The 15,448-nt window shown below is 70.7% G+C and carries 14 protein-coding genes; 8 read left to right on the top strand and 6 right to left on the bottom strand.

Going from position 1 to position 15,448, the window contains the following annotated elements; genetic code table 11:
• Complete coding sequence (locus MED01_RS03995; protein ID WP_238667205.1) at window positions 1–759, top strand: type III pantothenate kinase; 759 nt, start codon at window positions 1–3, stop codon at window positions 757–759.
• 36 nt (window positions 760–795) lie between these two features.
• On the opposite strand, the gene MED01_RS03990 is transcribed toward MED01_RS03995, so the two are convergent.
• Window positions 796–1,536 (bottom strand): class I SAM-dependent methyltransferase, encoded by a 741-nt coding sequence (locus tag MED01_RS03990; RefSeq protein WP_238667204.1) that lies wholly within the window; start codon window positions 1,534–1,536, stop codon window positions 796–798.
• Between the two features lie 88 nt (window positions 1,537–1,624).
• Here MED01_RS03990 and lysS point away from each other — a divergent pair, with 88 nt between their 5' ends.
• From lysS to MED01_RS03975, 3 genes are all read left to right on the top strand, one after another.
• A complete protein-coding gene (lysS, locus tag MED01_RS03985; RefSeq protein WP_238667203.1) occupies window positions 1,625–3,133 on the top strand; it encodes a lysine--tRNA ligase in 1,509 nt (502 codons plus the stop codon).
• Window positions 3,134–3,245: 112 nt separating this feature from the next.
• Window positions 3,246–3,590 (top strand): histone-like nucleoid-structuring protein Lsr2, encoded by a 345-nt coding sequence (locus MED01_RS03980; protein WP_036392792.1) that lies wholly within the window; start codon window positions 3,246–3,248, stop codon window positions 3,588–3,590.
• Window positions 3,591–4,103: 513 nt separating this feature from the next.
• A complete protein-coding gene (locus MED01_RS03975) occupies window positions 4,104–6,647 on the top strand; it encodes an ATP-dependent Clp protease ATP-binding subunit (RefSeq protein ID WP_238667202.1) in 2,544 nt (847 codons plus the stop codon).
• A gap of 410 nt (window positions 6,648–7,057) precedes the next feature.
• Here the strand turns inward: MED01_RS03975 and MED01_RS03970 are convergent, their stop codons facing one another.
• Window positions 7,058–7,969, bottom strand: coding sequence for an iron-sulfur binding domain-containing protein (locus MED01_RS03970; RefSeq protein WP_238667201.1), 912 nt, complete (start codon window positions 7,967–7,969; stop codon window positions 7,058–7,060).
• A gap of 96 nt (window positions 7,970–8,065) precedes the next feature.
• Between MED01_RS03970 and MED01_RS03965 the strand changes: the two genes are divergently transcribed.
• The 3 genes from MED01_RS03965 to MED01_RS03955 all read left to right on the top strand — a co-directional run bounded on the left by MED01_RS03965 (window position 8,066) and on the right by MED01_RS03955 (window position 9,970).
• Window positions 8,066–8,578, top strand: coding sequence for a glycine cleavage system transcriptional repressor (locus tag MED01_RS03965; RefSeq protein ID WP_238667200.1), 513 nt, complete (start codon window positions 8,066–8,068; stop codon window positions 8,576–8,578).
• A complete protein-coding gene (locus MED01_RS03960; RefSeq protein ID WP_238667199.1) occupies window positions 8,575–9,147 on the top strand; it encodes a peptide deformylase in 573 nt (190 codons plus the stop codon). The genes MED01_RS03965 and MED01_RS03960 overlap by 4 nt, the downstream gene beginning before the upstream one ends.
• A gap of 106 nt (window positions 9,148–9,253) precedes the next feature.
• Window positions 9,254–9,970, top strand: coding sequence for a hypothetical protein (locus MED01_RS03955; RefSeq protein ID WP_238667198.1), 717 nt, complete (start codon window positions 9,254–9,256; stop codon window positions 9,968–9,970).
• Between the two features lie 6 nt (window positions 9,971–9,976).
• On the opposite strand, the gene disA is transcribed toward MED01_RS03955, so the two are convergent.
• From disA to MED01_RS03935, 4 genes are all read right to left on the bottom strand, one after another.
• Window positions 9,977–11,161, bottom strand: a complete 1,185-nt coding sequence (gene disA / locus MED01_RS03950) for a DNA integrity scanning diadenylate cyclase DisA (protein WP_030327921.1) — start codon at window positions 11,159–11,161, stop codon at window positions 9,977–9,979.
• Between the two features lie 131 nt (window positions 11,162–11,292).
• A complete protein-coding gene (gene radA / locus MED01_RS03945; RefSeq protein WP_091403173.1) occupies window positions 11,293–12,750 on the bottom strand; it encodes a DNA repair protein RadA in 1,458 nt (485 codons plus the stop codon).
• An 85-nt stretch (window positions 12,751–12,835) separates the two neighbouring features.
• Window positions 12,836–13,615 (bottom strand): hypothetical protein, encoded by a 780-nt coding sequence (locus MED01_RS03940; RefSeq protein WP_238667197.1) that lies wholly within the window; start codon window positions 13,613–13,615, stop codon window positions 12,836–12,838.
• Between the two features lie 140 nt (window positions 13,616–13,755).
• On the bottom strand, window positions 13,756–14,595 hold the full coding sequence (locus tag MED01_RS03935) for a UbiA family prenyltransferase (RefSeq protein ID WP_372471359.1): 840 nt from the start codon (window positions 14,593–14,595) through the stop codon (window positions 13,756–13,758).
• Between the two features lie 46 nt (window positions 14,596–14,641).
• Between MED01_RS03935 and MED01_RS03930 the strand changes: the two genes are divergently transcribed.
• Entirely contained in the window at window positions 14,642–15,415 is a 774-nt protein-coding gene (locus MED01_RS03930; protein WP_238667195.1) for a class I SAM-dependent methyltransferase, read from the top strand.
• Window positions 15,416–15,448: the final 33 nt, after the last annotated feature.

The following is a 15,448-nucleotide window of genomic DNA, read 5'->3' as shown; positions in this document are numbered from 1 at the left end:
GTGCTGCTCTGCATCGACATCGGAAACACCAACACCGTGCTGGCGACCTTCGACGGCGACAAGCTGGTGCACTCCTGGCGGATCAAGACCGATGCCCGTTCGACGGCGGACGAGCTGGGCCTGATGTTCCGGGGTCTGCTCGCCGCGGACAACGTCGACATCACCGGTGTGGCCGCCTGCTCCACGGTGCCGGCCGCGCTGCGGTCGCTGCGCACCATGCTCAGTCGTTACTACGCCGACCTGCCGAGCGTGGTGGTCGAGCCGGGCGTGCGGACCGGGGTGCAGTTGGCGATCGACAACCCGAAGGAGGTCGGCGCCGACCGGGTGGTGAACACCCTGGCCGCGTACACCCTCTACGGCGGCCCGTCGATCGTTGTGGACTTCGGCACCACCACCAACTTCGACGTGATCAGCGAGCGCGGTGAGTTCCTCGGCGGCGCGTTCGCCCCGGGCATCGAGATCTCCTTCGACGCGCTGGCCGCCCGGGCCGCGCAGCTGCGCAAGGTCGAGGCCACCAAGCCCCGCTCGGTGATCGGCAAGAACACCGTCGAGTGCCTCCAGGCCGGCCTGTACTTCGGCTTCGCCGGGCAGGTGGACCGGATCGTCGAGCGGATGACCGAGGAGTTGGGCGAGGTGCGGGCGGTGATCGCCACCGGCGGCCTCGCCTCTCTGGTGATCAACGAGTGTCGCAGCATCACCCACCACGAGCCGATGATCACCCTGATCGGTCTGCGGATGGTCTACGACCGCAACCTGTGAGCCCGGCCGCCGTCGGGGCCGGCCTCCGCGCCGGTGTCAGCGCCGCCGCGTGCGCAGCACCAGCGTCCGGTACGGCAGTTCGATGGTGTCCCGGCCAACCAGGGCAGGGTGGGTGTTCAGGAGTTCGCTCAGTTCCCGCTCGACTCGTCGCTGATCGTCGGTGGAGGCGGTGAGCCAGTACGAGCGGGTGCGGACCATGCCGAGCAGCTCGTCCGGCGTGAGCGTGGTGCGGTGCGTGAACTCGCGCTTTTCGACGGCGTCGAACGCGGGACCGAAGTCGGGGCGCTCGCCGAAGACCTGGCTCGTCGACTTGTCCCCGAAGTGGGCGATGCGCCCCAGTTCGGCTACCCAGTCGACGCTGGCGTCCCGGATGTTCCAGATGGGGGCGAAGGTCCCGCCGGGGCGGAGCACCCGGACGATCTCGGCGTGCGCGGGCTCCCTGTCGAACCAGTGGTACGCCGTCCCGACCAGCACCGCGTCGACCGTCGAGTCGGGCAGCGGCATGGCCTCGGCGCTGCCCGCCAGCGCCGCCGTGCCCGGGGTGCTGGCGGCGAGCTGCGCCCGCATCCCCGGATCGGGCTCGACCGGTACGACCTCGTGACCCAGTGCCAGCACAGCGCGGGTCAGGATGCCGGTGCCCGCGGCGAGGTCGACCACCCGGGCTTCGCTCAGCCCGTCGAGTGCCCAACGGACCGCAGCCTTGGGATAGCGTGGCCGAAACCGGTCGTAATCACTCGCTGCGGCACCGAACGACAGGGCGTGAGTGTGATCGACCATGACGGGCAGGTTATCCCGTAACGGCCTCCGGACCGCTTGAGTACGCTCGGGCCTGACCCCCTGTATCTCCGTGACGAGGAAGCGTGCCGTGACCGAGCAGAACCCCGTGCCAGTGGACCCCGCCGATGACCTTCCCGAGCAGATGAAGGTCCGCCGGGAGAAGCGGGACCGGATGCTCGCCGAGGGCGTCGAGCCCTACCCGGTCGGCTTTCCCCGCACCACCACCCTTGCGCAGGTCCGGGCGCGCTACGCCGACCTCCCCACCGACACCGCGACCGGCGACCAGGTGGCGGTCACCGGCCGGGTGATCTTCGTGCGCAACACGGGCAAGCTCTGCTTCGCCACCCTCCGGGACGGCGACGGCACCGAGTTGCAGGCGATGCTCTCCCTGGACCGGGTCGGGCCGGAGCGGCTGGAGGCGTGGAAGCGCCTCGTCGACCTGGGCGACCACGTCGGGGTGACCGGCGAGGTGATCACCAGCCGTCGGGGTGAGCTGTCGGTGTTGGCCCAGCAATGGGAAATGACAGCCAAGGCGCTGCGACCGTTGCCGGTTGCCCACAAGCCCCTCTCCGAGGAGGCGCGCGTCCGGCAGCGTTACGTCGACCTGATTGTCCGGCCGCAGGCACGGGAGATGGTTCGTACCCGGGCCGCCGCGGTACGCAGTCTGCGCGATTCACTGCACGGGCAGGGCTTCATCGAGGTGGAAACGCCGATGTTGCAACTGCTTCATGGCGGCGCGGCGGCCCGACCGTTCGTGACCCACAGCAATGCGTTGAACACCGATCTGTATCTGCGAATCGCTCCCGAACTGTTTCTCAAGCGCGCTGTGGTAGGCGGCGTCGATCGCGTCTTCGAGATCAACCGCAACTTCCGTAATGAGGGTGTCGACTCTTCGCACTCGCCGGAGTTCGCGATGCTGGAGACGTACCAGGCGTACGGCGACTACGGCACGATCGGCGAGTTGACCCGCAATCTCGTGCAACAGGCGGCGATCGCGGTGAGCGGCTCGACGGTGGTGACCCACGCCGACGGGCGCGAGTTCGACCTCGGTGGCGAGTGGCGGTCAGTGACGTTGTTCGGCGTGCTTTCCGAAGCGCTGGGCGAGGAGGTCACCGTCCGCACCGAACGCTCCCGCCTCGTGGAGTACGCGGACAAGGTCGGATTGGCGGTGGACCCGAAGTGGGGCCCGGGCAAGCTGGCCGAGGAGTTGTTCGAGGAACTGGTCGTTCCCGGCCTGGAGGCACCCACCTTCGTACGGGACTACCCGGAGGAGACGAGCCCGCTCACCCGGGGCCACCGCAGCGAGCCGGGGCTGGCCGAGAAGTGGGACCTCTACGTGCTCGGCTTCGAGCTGGGCACCGGATACTCCGAGCTGGTCGACCCGATCGTGCAGCGGGAACGGCTGGTGGCCCAGGCGCAGCTGGCCGCCCGGGGCGACGACGAGGCGATGCGTCTCGACGAGGACTTTCTTCGGGCGATGGAGTATGGAATGCCGCCGGCCGGCGGTATGGGAATGGGAATCGACCGGCTCTTGATGGCCCTGACCGGCCTCGGAATTCGGGAAACGATCCTCTTCCCGTTGGTCCGCCAGGAGTAGTCCCGTCCGAGCCTACGCCGAGCCGTAACCGGGTCCTATTGACGCGACGAGCGGCGCGCGGGTTATTGTGCTCTCGTTAGCAGGAGCACCCTGCTCGAAAGGAATGTGGGACGTGGCCAAGCAGATCATTCACAAGCTGGTCGATGACCTGGACGGCGGGGACGCGGACGAGACCGTCAAGTTCGCCCTCGACGGCGTTCAGTACGAGATCGACCTGTCGAGCGCCAACGCCGCGAAATTGCGCGATGCATTTGCGTCGTACGTGGGCGCCGGCACCAAGGTCGGTCGGGGTGGTGTCGTGATCGGTGGGCGGGCTGCCCGCGGTCGGGGCGGCGCGACAGCCGATCGGGAACAGAACAAGGCGATCCGGGAGTGGGCCAAGAAGGCCGGCAAGGACATCTCGGACCGGGGTCGTATCCCGCAGGAGATCGTGGACGAGTTCCACGCGAAGCGCTGATCCGTCAGCAGCTCGGTGGCCAGCCGCCACCGCAGGCGACACCGACGCCGGGCCGGAGGAGTTCTCCGGGCCGGCGTCGCCGTATCCGGACGGCGTCGTCGCGCCCGTCCGGGGTCGGGAAGCATTCCGGGCCCACCTACGTTGTCCACAACCAGTGGAACAGCTATCCACAGCCTGTGGACAACCTTCCCCAGGGGCCGGCGCAGCGCTCGTCGCGACCGCCGGTCCGCCCTCCGGGGCCTCCCGGAGCCCTTCCGGACCCCGGATCGGGCTTCCGTCGAGCCAGTCGGATTTCGCTCTGCGCGTAGCGACAGGGCTACCGGAACACCTCCTGAGCGCGGACGGTTGTTCAAAACGACGTGGAACCGACCCAGAGCAGAGACACACGACCTCAGCGGAGTCGGTCAGCGACGATAGAGTAAGGAGGCACGGACGCCCGTCCTGGACGTTCGTGCACCGGCCCCGCCAAGATCTTGACCATCAAGGCGCACGGCACGTGAGGAGCACGAGGGCATGTTCGAGCGGTTCACCGACCGAGCGCGACGGGTTGTCGTCCTGGCCCAAGAAGAGGCCCGGATGCTCAACCACAACTACATCGGTACGGAACACATCCTGCTGGGCCTGATCCACGAAGGTGAAGGCGTCGCGGCAAAGGCCCTGGAGAGCCTCGGCATCTCCCTGGAGGGCGTCCGCCAGCAGGTCGAGGAGATCATCGGCCAGGGCCAGCAGGCGCCGAGCGGGCACATCCCGTTCACGCCGCGGGCCAAGAAGGTGCTGGAGCTGTCGCTGCGCGAGGCGCTGCAGCTCGGCCACAACTACATCGGCACTGAGCACATCCTGCTCGGGCTGATCCGTGAGGGCGAGGGCGTCGCCGCCCAGGTGCTGGTGAAGCTCGGCGCCGACCTCAACCGGGTCCGCCAGCAGGTGATCCAGCTGCTCTCCGGCTACCAGGGCAAGGAGCCTGCCGCGGCGGGCGCCGCGCCGGGTGAGGCCGCGCCGTCGACCAGCCTGGTGCTGGACCAGTTCGGCCGCAACCTGACTCAGGCCGCCCGCGAGGGCAAGCTCGACCCGGTCATCGGGCGCGAGAAGGAAATCGAGCGGGTCATGCAGGTGCTCTCCCGCCGTACCAAGAACAACCCGGTCCTGATCGGTGAGCCCGGCGTCGGCAAGACCGCCGTGGTGGAGGGCCTGTCCCAGAAGATCATCAAGGGCGAGGTGCCCGAGACCCTCAAGGACAAGCAGCTCTACACGCTCGACCTGGGCGCGCTCGTCGCCGGTTCCCGCTACCGCGGTGACTTCGAGGAGCGCCTCAAGAAGGTGCTCAAGGAGATCCGCACCCGCGGCGACATCATCCTGTTCATCGACGAGATCCACACCCTGGTGGGTGCGGGTGCCGCCGAGGGCGCGATCGACGCCGCGAGCATCCTCAAGCCGATGCTGGCCCGTGGTGAGCTGCAGACCATCGGTGCCACCACGCTCGACGAGTACCGCAAGCACCTGGAGAAGGACGCCGCTCTCGAGCGCCGCTTCCAGCCGATCCAGGTGGGTGAGCCGTCGCTGGCCCACACCATCGAGATCCTCAAGGGCCTGCGGGACCGCTACGAGGCTCACCACCGCGTCTCGATCACGGATGCCGCTCTCGTGGCTGCCGCGACCCTGGCCGACCGGTACATCTCCGACCGCTTCCTCCCGGACAAGGCGATCGACCTGATCGACGAGGCCGGTGCCCGGATGCGGATCCGTCGGATGACCGCGCCGCCAGACCTGCGTGACTTCGACGAGCGCATCGCCCAGGTGCGTCGCGACAAGGAGTCCGCGATCGACGCGCAGGACTTCGAGCGCGCCGCCCAGCTGCGCGACAAGGAGAAGCAGCTCCTCGGCCAGAAGGCTCAGCGGGAGAAGGAGTGGAAGGCCGGTGACCTGGACGTCGTCAGCGAGGTTGACGACGAGCAGATCGCCGAGGTGCTCGGCAACTGGACCGGCATCCCGGTCTACAAGCTGACCGAGGAGGAGACCTCGCGCCTGCTGCGCATGGAGGACGAGCTGCACAAGCGCGTCATCGGCCAGGAGGACGCGGTCAAGGCGGTCTCGAAGGCGATCCGGCGTACCCGGGCCGGCCTGAAGGACCCGAAGCGCCCGTCGGGCTCGTTCATCTTCGCCGGCCCGTCCGGTGTCGGTAAGACCGAGCTGTCCAAGGCGCTCGCCGAGTTCCTCTTCGGCAGCGAGGATTCCCTCATCCAGCTGGACATGTCCGAGTTCCACGACCGTTACACGGTCTCCCGGCTCGTTGGTGCCCCTCCCGGCTACGTCGGCTACGACGAGGGCGGGCAGCTGACCGAGAAGGTGCGGCGTCGGCCGTTCTCGGTGGTCCTCTTCGACGAGATCGAGAAGGCCCACCCGGACGTGTTCAACACGCTCCTGCAGATCCTCGAAGACGGTCGGCTCACCGACGGTCAGGGTCGGATCGTGGACTTCAAGAACACGGTCATCATCCTGACCACCAACCTGGGCACCCGTGACGTCGCCAAGGCGGTGTCGCTGGGCTTCCAGCAGTCGGAGGACTCCGAGTCCAACTACGACCGGATGAAGCAGAAGGTCAACGACGAGCTCAAGACGCACTTCCGGCCTGAGTTCCTCAACCGGATCGACGACACCATCGTCTTCCACCAGCTGCGCCAGACCGAGATCCTCTCGATCGTGGACATCATGATCCAGCGGATCGAGGGCCAGCTGCGGAACAAGGACATGGGTCTGGAGCTGACCGACAACGCCAAGAAGTACCTGGCCGCGAAGGGCTTCGACCCGGTGCTCGGTGCCCGTCCGCTTCGTCGCACGATCCAGCGCGACATCGAGGACAACCTCTCCGAGCGGATCCTGTTCAACGAGCTGACCCCGGGTCAGATCGTCGTGGTGGACTGCGAGGGCGACCCGGACGACATCGACAAGTCCAAGCTCGTGTTCCGGGGCTCGGACAAGCCGGTCGAAGTTCCGGACGCCGTCCCGGCCGATCTCGGTGGCACTGCCGCTGGCACCGCCGCCGCGGGCGTGGACGAGTAAGACAACCAGCAAGGGGCGGGGCCCCGGTGGCGCAAGCCACCGGGGCCCCGCCTTTGTGCGCTACCCGCACAGGCCTCCGCCCGCAAGATCGCACTACATCCAGGATGTAGTGGCATCCGTCGCGCCTGACACCACTACATCCGGGATCGAGCACGATCTTGGGGTGAGCTGCGCCGAGCCCGCGCCACCGCCGCGGCGTGCGGCCAGCAGGTCGCGCGGTGTGCGGCGGCTCAGAGGACGCGGTGTGCGGCCGGCGGCGGGTTGGAGCGCGCGGTGTGCGGCCGGCGGCGGCCAGAGCGCGCGGTGTGCGGCCGGCGGGTTGGAGCGCGCGGTGTGCGGCCGGCGGCGGCTCAGAGCGCGCGGGTGGGCGGCCAGCGGGTCGCTGGGCGGGATGCCCGGGGTGGGGCGGGTCAGGTGGTGAGGTCCGCGGTTGGCCGGGACGGGCCGTCACCGACCAGGCGGAAGGATTCAGTGCCGGCGGGTTCGACAAGCCCGTCCTGCACCAGCCCGGCGAGGGCGCGGGCGCGTTGCACGTCGTCGGTCCAGACCTGGTCCAACCGCTGGCGTGGGACCGGGCCGGTGCTGTCCCGGAGCACTCCGAGCAACAGACCGCGGACCTGCCGGTCGGTGCCCGCGTACCGCTGGGGTCGGCGGGTCGGCCCGGCCGGCGCCTCCTGGCCGGACGCCCGCCAGGCGCAGACCGACTCGACGGGGCAGGCGGTGCAGCGCGGTGACCGGGCCGTGCAGATCACCGCGCCCAGTTCCATGAACGCGGCGCTGGCCAGTGCCGCTGCGGCCGGTTCCGCCGGGAGTAGCTCTTCGGTGGCGACGAGGTCCGCTGGTCGGGTGACGGGCCCGGCGTCCGGTTCGCCGGCCACCGCCCGGCACACGACCCTGCGTACGTTGGTGTCGACCACCGGGTGCCGCTGCCCGTACGCGAAGGCGGCCACCGCCCGCGCGGTGTACGTGCCGACGCCGGGCAGTGCGAGCAGTTGCTCCAGCCGGTCCGGCACCTGGCCGCCATGCCGGTCGACGATCGCTACCGCGCATTCGCGCAGCCGGACCGCCCGACGGGGGTAGCCGAGGCGTCCCCACATCCTGATCGCCTCGGCTGGCGTGTCCGCCGCCAACGCGGCCGGCTCCGGCCAGCGGGCCAGCCACGCCTGCCAGGCCGGCACCACCCGGACCACTGGTGTCTGCTGGAGCATGACCTCGCTGACCAGGATGGCCCACGGGGTGACATCGGGCTCGCGCCACGGCAGGTCACGGGCGTGCTGCTGGAACCACCGGCTGACCAGGGAGGCGAAGTCGGGTTGAGTCATGGCGTGGTCGATGATGTCACGCCCGGTGTTCCCGTTGGGTGGGCGGCTCGGGCGGGGTGCCGCGTCCTCGTTCGGCGGACGGGGGAGAATGCGCGGATGAACGAGCTCGCGATCACCGTCATCGGTCGGGACCGGCCGGGCATCGTGGCCGACGTCGCGGAGGTGCTGGCCCGACTGGGTGCGAACCTCACCGACAGCACGATGACGCGGCTGCGGGGGCATTTCGCGATGACCCTCATCTGCACCGGTCCGGCCGCCGCCGAGGTCGAGGCTGCACTGGCGTCGCTGGCCGCCGAGGGTCAGCTGCTGGCGACGGTACGCGCGGTCACCCCGGACGGTGATGTTCCTCCGGCGGGTGAGCCGTACGTGATGGCTGTGCACGGTTCGGACCGGATGGGGATCGTCGCGGCGATGACGCGGGTGCTGGTGGATGCCGGGGGGAATGTCACCGACCTGAGTACCCGGTTGACCGGTGCGCTCTACGTGGTCCTGGCGGAGGTCGAGTTGCCGGCCGGTGTGGCGGACACTGTGCTCGACCGCCTGCACCGGACGGCAGCCGAGCTGGGCGTGGAGGTCACCCTCCGGCCGGCGGATCCGGATCTGTTGTGACCGGCGAGGAGCGCGGGCCGGACGTCGGCCTGGGGGAGTGGACGCCGGAGTCGCTGGACGTGCCGGGGGAGGTGCGGGCGGTGGTGTCCGCCCCGCATCCGGTGCTGAGTCGGGCCGCGGACGAGGTCGACCCAACGGCGAAGGAGACGGTCCAACTCGCGGCCGACCTGATAGCCACCATGAAGGTCTCGCCGGGCTGTGTCGGGCTGGCCGCGCCGCAGGTAGGGGTGGGCGCTCGGGTCTTCGCCGTCGACGTGACCGGCCACCCGAAGGCGGTGACGGTGCACGGCACCTTCGTGTTGTGCAACGCGCGCGTGGTCGAGGCGACGCGGTGGAAGCCGGGCCGGGAGGGCTGCATGTCGGTGCCGGACCTGACCGGTGACGTGAAGCGGGCCAGCCGGCTGGTGGTGGAGGGTGACCTGCCGGGCAGCGGCGTGCCGGTCCGGCTGGTGACCGACGGCTTCGAGGCTCGGGCGTTGCAGCACGAGATCGACCACTGCGCGGGGCTACTCTTCCTGGACCGGGTGGCCGGTGCGCACGCGGTCTATCAGCGCAAGGTCTACCTGTGATCGAGTGCCAGACTGTCCTCAATGGAGAGTGGTGCGGGCGCCTCGGAGTGGCTCCGGCGCGTCGCGCCGCACTGCCGGGTACGGCGCGGCTACGGTGGAGGGCATCATGCGTCTGACGGTCGGCCCCCTGCCACCCGCCGTGTACTGGCGGCGTCGCGCCGTCGTATTCGGAGCGGGCCTCCTTTTCCTGATTGTCCTGCTCTACTCCTGCACCGGTTCGGGCCGTTCCGGCGGGCAGCCGAAGGCGGGTGCGACACCGACGGCGACGTCCGCCGCGACGTCTGGCCCCGCTGGGCCGGTGCTGACTCCGCAGACCGGCGGTCCGTCGTCGTCCGCGTCCGCTGATTCGGGTGCGACGAGTCCGAGCCCGGCGATGACCAGTAACACGCCTCCGCTGGGCGCGGCCGCCGGTTCGGAGGACGACGGAGACACCTGCACCGACGAGGAGATCAGCGTGGTGTCGGCGGCGAGCCCTACCGCACTGCAGCGGGGGGCGGTGGCCGAGCTGCAACTCAGGATCAAGAACACGTCGGACCGGACCTGCAGTCGCAACGTGGGCGCGGACCTGCAGGAGATCTTCATCAAGTCCGGTGCCGAGAAGATCTGGTCGTCGGACACCTGCGGCAAGGTCAAGGGCTCGGAAGTGCAGTCGTTCACGCCGAACTTCGAGCGCTCCTACCAGGTGCCGTGGAACGGGCGGGACACCAGCCGCTGCGACGGCGCGTTGGCTGGCGGGCCGTTCCCGCCGGTCGGGTCGTACCAGGTGTTCGCCCGGGTCGGCACGAAGTACAGCGAGCCCGTGAAGCTCACCATCACCGGCTGAGCGGGGTCAGACGTAACGTTCCAGGATGGATGCCTCGGCGAGGCGGGACAGCCCCTCCCGGACGCCACGAGCCCGGGCGTCACCGACCCCCTCGACGGCCTGTAGGTCTTCCACTGTCGCCCCGAGCAGCCGCTGGAGGCTGCCGAAGTGCAGCACCAGGCGATCCACCACGGCCACCGGCAGCCGGGGCACCTTGGCCAGCAGTCGGAAGCCGCGCGGGCTGACCGCTGCGTCGAGCGCGTCGGAGGCGGCCGGGTAGCCGATCGCCTTGGCCACCGACACCAGGTCGATCAGCTCGGTGGCGCCGAGCAGGTCCAGCTCGACGAGTGCCTCGTCCAGCGTGCGCGACTTGCGGCCGACGGGGAGGTAGTCCCGGATGACCAGAGTCCGGTCGGCGTCCACGCCGGCCATCAGCTCGTCGAGTTGCAGGGCGAGCAGGCGGCCGTCGGTGCCCAGCTCCACCACGTAACCGGCGATCTCGTCGGCGATCCGGCGAACCATCTCCAGCCGCTGCACCACTGCCACCGCGTCCCGTACGGTGACCAGATCCTCGATCTCCAGGGCGGAGAGCGTGCCGGAGACCTCGTCCAGCCGGAGCTTGTAGCGCTCCAGGGTGGCGAGCGCCTGGTTGGCGCGGGAGAGGATGGCCGCCGAGTCGTCGAGCACGTGCCGTTGACCGTTGACGTAGAGGCTGATGATCCGCATGGACTGGCTGACCGAGATGACTGGATAGCCGGTCTGGCGGGCCACCCGTTCGGCGGTGCGGTGCCGGGTGCCGGACTCTTCGGTCGGGATGGACGGGTCGGGCATCAGGTGCACTGCCGCCCGGACGATCCTGGTGCCGTCGCTGGAGAGCACGACAGCGCCGTCCATCTTGCACAGCTCGCGTACGCGGGTCGCGGAGAACTCCACGTCCAGCGGGAAGCCGCCGGTGCAGAGGCCCTCGACCACCTTGTCGTAGCCGAGCACGATGAGCGCGCCCGTGCGACCCCGCAGGATGCGCTCCAGACCGTCGCGCAAGGCGGTGCCCGGGGCCATCAGGGCGAGATTGGCGCGTAGCGGATCTCCGGCGCTCCCGGCGGCTCCCGCAGTCACGCTCACGCTGATCGGGCGGGCGGGCGAGCCCACGGCGCCGGTGCGGGCCTGGGGCGGCGCGCCGGCTGGCTTGGTGGTATCGCGGTCGATCGGCACGGGCACAGTCTACGGACTGCCGTGCGGTGGGTGCTGTCGTGGTTACTGTGATGTGTCACGATGCCGCCCTTTCCAACGTTTCCCGCTTGCCACGTGCTGTCCGGTTTCGCCGCCCTCGTCGGCACGGTGGGTCACTCGGCGGACGCGCGGGCCGCATGGTGCAGCGCCGAACGGACGTCGGTGACCTCGGTCACCCGCATCTGCTCGGGGCCCGCGCCGGTGCTGGCCGGGCCGCAGCCGGGCGGCACCAGGGCCACCTTGAACCCCAGCCGGGCGGCCTCGGCCAGCCGGCGCGGCACCGCCCCGACCCGACGCACCTCGCCGGTCAGTCCCACCTCACCGATCGCCACCAGGTGCGGCGCGATCGCCAGGTTGAGCCCGCCGGAGGCGACCGCCAGAGCCACCGCCAGGTCGGCGGCCGGCTCCACCACCCGGATCCCGCCCACTGTGGCGGCGAAGACCTCCCGGTCGTGCAGGGTCAGCCGCTCGGTACGCCGTTGCAGCACCGCGAGCACCATCGCCAGTCGCGCCGAGTCGAGGCCGGAGACGGTGCGTCGGGGAGAACCCGCCACTGTCGCGCCGATCAGCGCCTGCACCTCGGTGACCAGGGCACGACGCCCCTCCATGGCCACCGTCACGCAGGTGCCCGGGACTGGTTCCGCGTAGCGGGTCAGGAACAGCCCGGACGGGTCGGCCAGGCTGCTGATGCCGCCCTCGTGCATCTCGAAGCAGCCGACCTCGTCGGCCGCGCCGAACCTGTTCTTCACGCCGCGCACCAGGCGCAGCGACGAGTGCTTGTCGCCCTCGAAGTGCAGCACCACATCGACCAGGTGCTCCAGCACCCGAGGCCCGGCCACCTGCCCGTCCTTGGTGACGTGCCCGACCAGCACTGTGGCGATGCCCCGCTCCTTGGCGACCGAGACCAGCGCGGCGGTGACCGCGCGGACCTGGGTCACCCCACCGGGCACCCCCTCGGTGCCGGTGGTCGAGATGGTCTGCACCGAGTCGAGCACCAACAGGCCCGGCTTGACCGCGTCGAGGTGACCGAGAACCGAGGCGAGGTCGCTCTCCGCGGCGAGGTAGAGCTGCTCGTGCAGCGTGCCCATCCGCTCGGCGCGCAGGCGCACCTGACTGACCGATTCTTCGCCGCTGACCACCAGCGACGGGCTGCCGGCGCCGATCGCCCAATGCTGCGCCACATCCAGCAGGAGGGTCGACTTGCCCACGCCGGGCTCGCCGGCGAGCAACACCACGGCACCGGGGACCAGGCCGCCGCCGAGCACCCGGTCGAGCTCGCTCACCCCGGTGGGCACGGCGCGGGCCGGAGCGGCGCTGATGGTGGCGATCGGTCGGGCCGGCTCGGACGGCATCCGGGAGCTGACCACCCGACCGGAGACGGTCGGGCCGGTCACCGTGTGCTCGACCACCGCCCCCCACTCGCCGCACTCCGGGCAGCGCCCCACCCACTTGGGCGGCTGGTGCCCGCAGGCGTCGCACTGGTAGGCCGGACGCGGATCGCGGGCGGCGGACCGACCACGGGCGGCACCGGCCGTGCCGCCACGCGGAGGGGTCGATCGGGAGGTGGTCACATCAGGACGCTAGCCCTCGCGTACGACGAAAACACCCCGGCGTGGTGGTCACCACGCCGGGGTGTTTGTCGATGTGCGGGTCGGGTCACTCGTGGGTCGTGCCGCCCTCGTTGCCCTCGTAGCCGCCCTCGCGCTCGATGATCGGCGACGGAGGGGCCGCCGGGGTGAGCGGCACGGCGACCGGAGCCTGCCCGGTGACCGTGTTGCCGTTGCCGAAGTCGAAGGTCACGACGACGTTCTGGCCGGAGCGCAGCGCCTCGGTCAGGCCGATCAGCCGGAGCTGCGCGGTGGCCTTGGAGTTGAACTGGATGTAGCTCAACGGCGCCAGCTCGATCCGGGCCGGCTGGCCGGGGGCGGAGGGGCTGGCCGAACCGGACGCCCGCGCTGACTCCGGGGCGGACGGGGTGGCCGAGGACGATCCGGTCTCGGAGGGCGTCACCGACGGGCTCGGCGAGCCGGACGTCGAGTTCGACGGGCTGGCCGAACCGGACGGCGACGGGCTCATGGAGGCGGACTCCGAGGCGGACGGCGACGGGCTCGCCGAGCCGCCGCTGATCACGACCTCGCGGGCGCTCTCCGTGGTGACGGTGACAGTCACCGTCTCCTTCGAGTCGTTGTAGATCACGGCTTCGAGCCCCGCGTCCTGCCCGGCCTTGTAGCCCTCGGTGCCCGGGTAGTCCACGAGCAGGCCACGCACGGAGAAGGATCCGTTGTTGGTGGTGAGGCTGACGCCCTGGACCGACGGCTCCTTCAACGCGGTCTCGGCGATCTGACCGGTGCCGCAGCCGGACGTCAGCAGACTGGCCGCCGCAATCCCGGACAGCAACAGGGCCGCCCGCCGGGATCCCCTGATCGAGCGCGTCACGTCGGTCCTCCTCGTCACAATCCCCACCCGGGCCGTACGCCGGGCACGGTGGCCATACCCGCGCAGACCGCGCTCCAGGGTAGTTGGGACTGATCGAGGCCCGCACGCGGACCCGGCAATGCCACCTGCCCGGGTGGCGTTCACACCACCCGACCGCTCGCCACCAGCAGAACCACGTCGATGAGGGCCACCAGCATCACGGCCCGGAAGGCCGCCACCGGCCGCCGGCCGGCCCGGATCGCCGAACGCCCGGCGTACCAGCTCAGCGGCGGCACCACGGCGGCAGTGCCGACCGCCGCCCAGCCGATCGCCGACGGCGGCCCGGGTGGTCCGAGGACCAGGGTCGCGGTCGCCGCGAGGAGGAGACCCGCAGCGGCCACCCGGCTGCCGGCGGCGCCCAGCCGGTGGGGCAGGCCGCGCACGCCGGTGCGGGCGTCGTCGGCCAGGTCGGGCAGCACGTTGGCGAAGTGCGCACCGGCGCCCAGGCAGGCTGCCGCCGTCACCAGCCAGACCGGCGGGGCCGGCTGACCGGGCAGCGCCAGCACCACGAAGGCGGGCAGCGCGCCGAACGACACGGCGTAGGGCAGCACCGAGAACGCGGTGGCCTTGAGCGGCCAGTCGTAGAGCAGCGCGGAGACCAGGGCGAGCGTCAGCCAGAACGCCGCCACCGGGTTGGTGGTCAGCGCCAGCAGCGGGCAGGCCACCGCGGCCGCCGCGGCGGCCCAGGCGGTGACGCGCCGACCGACCGCGCCACTGGCCACCGGTTTGTCGGTACGCCCCACAGTGGCGTCCCGTTCGGCGTCCAGCGCGTCGTTGGTCCAGCCGACGGCGAGCTGACTGGCCAGCACGGCGAGCACCACCGAGACGATTCCGGCCGGCCGGTGGCCCACTCCCCAGGCCAGCAGACCGGCCACCGTGGTCACCGCCGCGGCCGGTTCCGGATGGCTCGCTCTGACCAGCCCTAACACCCTCGACGACATAAGGGAAGTCTGGTCGTTACCGAGCAGTCGTGCCACGCTCGGTTCCATGCGAGACGTGGCTGCGGCCGGGGCTTCCAGCGGTCCGAGGGTGCTGCCGCGAAACGATCCGCGTCAGTACGACGATCTGGCCGGTGAGTGGTGGCGGCCGGACGGCGCGTTCGCGATGCTGCACTGGCTGGCTGAGGCCCGTGCCGCGCTGGTGCCGCCGGCCACCCGTCCGGACGCGTTGCTCGTCGATCTGGGTTGCGGCGCCGGCCTGCTCGCGCCACACCTGGCCGGCAAGGGTTACCGCCACGTCGGGGTGGATCTGACCCGCTCGGCGCTTGTCCAGGCGGCCGAGCACGGGGTGCGGGTGGTTCAGGGCGACGCAACAGCGGTCCCGCTGCCTGACGGCTGCGCCGACGTGGTCTCGGCGGGTGAGTTGCTGGAGCACGTGCCGGCCTGGCCGCGCGCGGTGGCCGAAGCCTGCCGTCTGCTGCGCCCCGGTGGCGTGCTGGTGCTGGACACCCTCAACGACACGGCGCTGGCCCGGCTGGTCGCGGTCCGGCTCGCCGAGCGGCTGCCGACGGTGCCCCGTGGCATCCACGATCCACGGTTGTTCGTGGACGCCCGGGCGCTGGTGGCCGAGTGCGCCCGACACGGCGTCGACCTGCGGCTGCGGGGCATCCGCCCGCAGGTCAGCGGCATGCTCGCCTGGCTGCTGCGCCGAGCTCGCGCGAGCCGAACGGCCGGTGCGGTGCCCGCCGGCCGCGCGCCGCGCATCGTGCCGACCCGCTCCACCGCCGTGCTCTACCAGGGCCGGGGGGTCCGCAAAGGATAGTCCGGCCGTGGCGGGGTATGGAACGCCGAGGAG

This window comes from Micromonospora alfalfae (assembly GCF_022230925.1).
In the GTDB taxonomy this organism is placed as follows: Bacteria; Actinomycetota; Actinomycetes; order Mycobacteriales; family Micromonosporaceae; genus Micromonospora; species Micromonospora alfalfae.
This window is presented reverse-complemented; position numbering and strand designations above follow the sequence as displayed.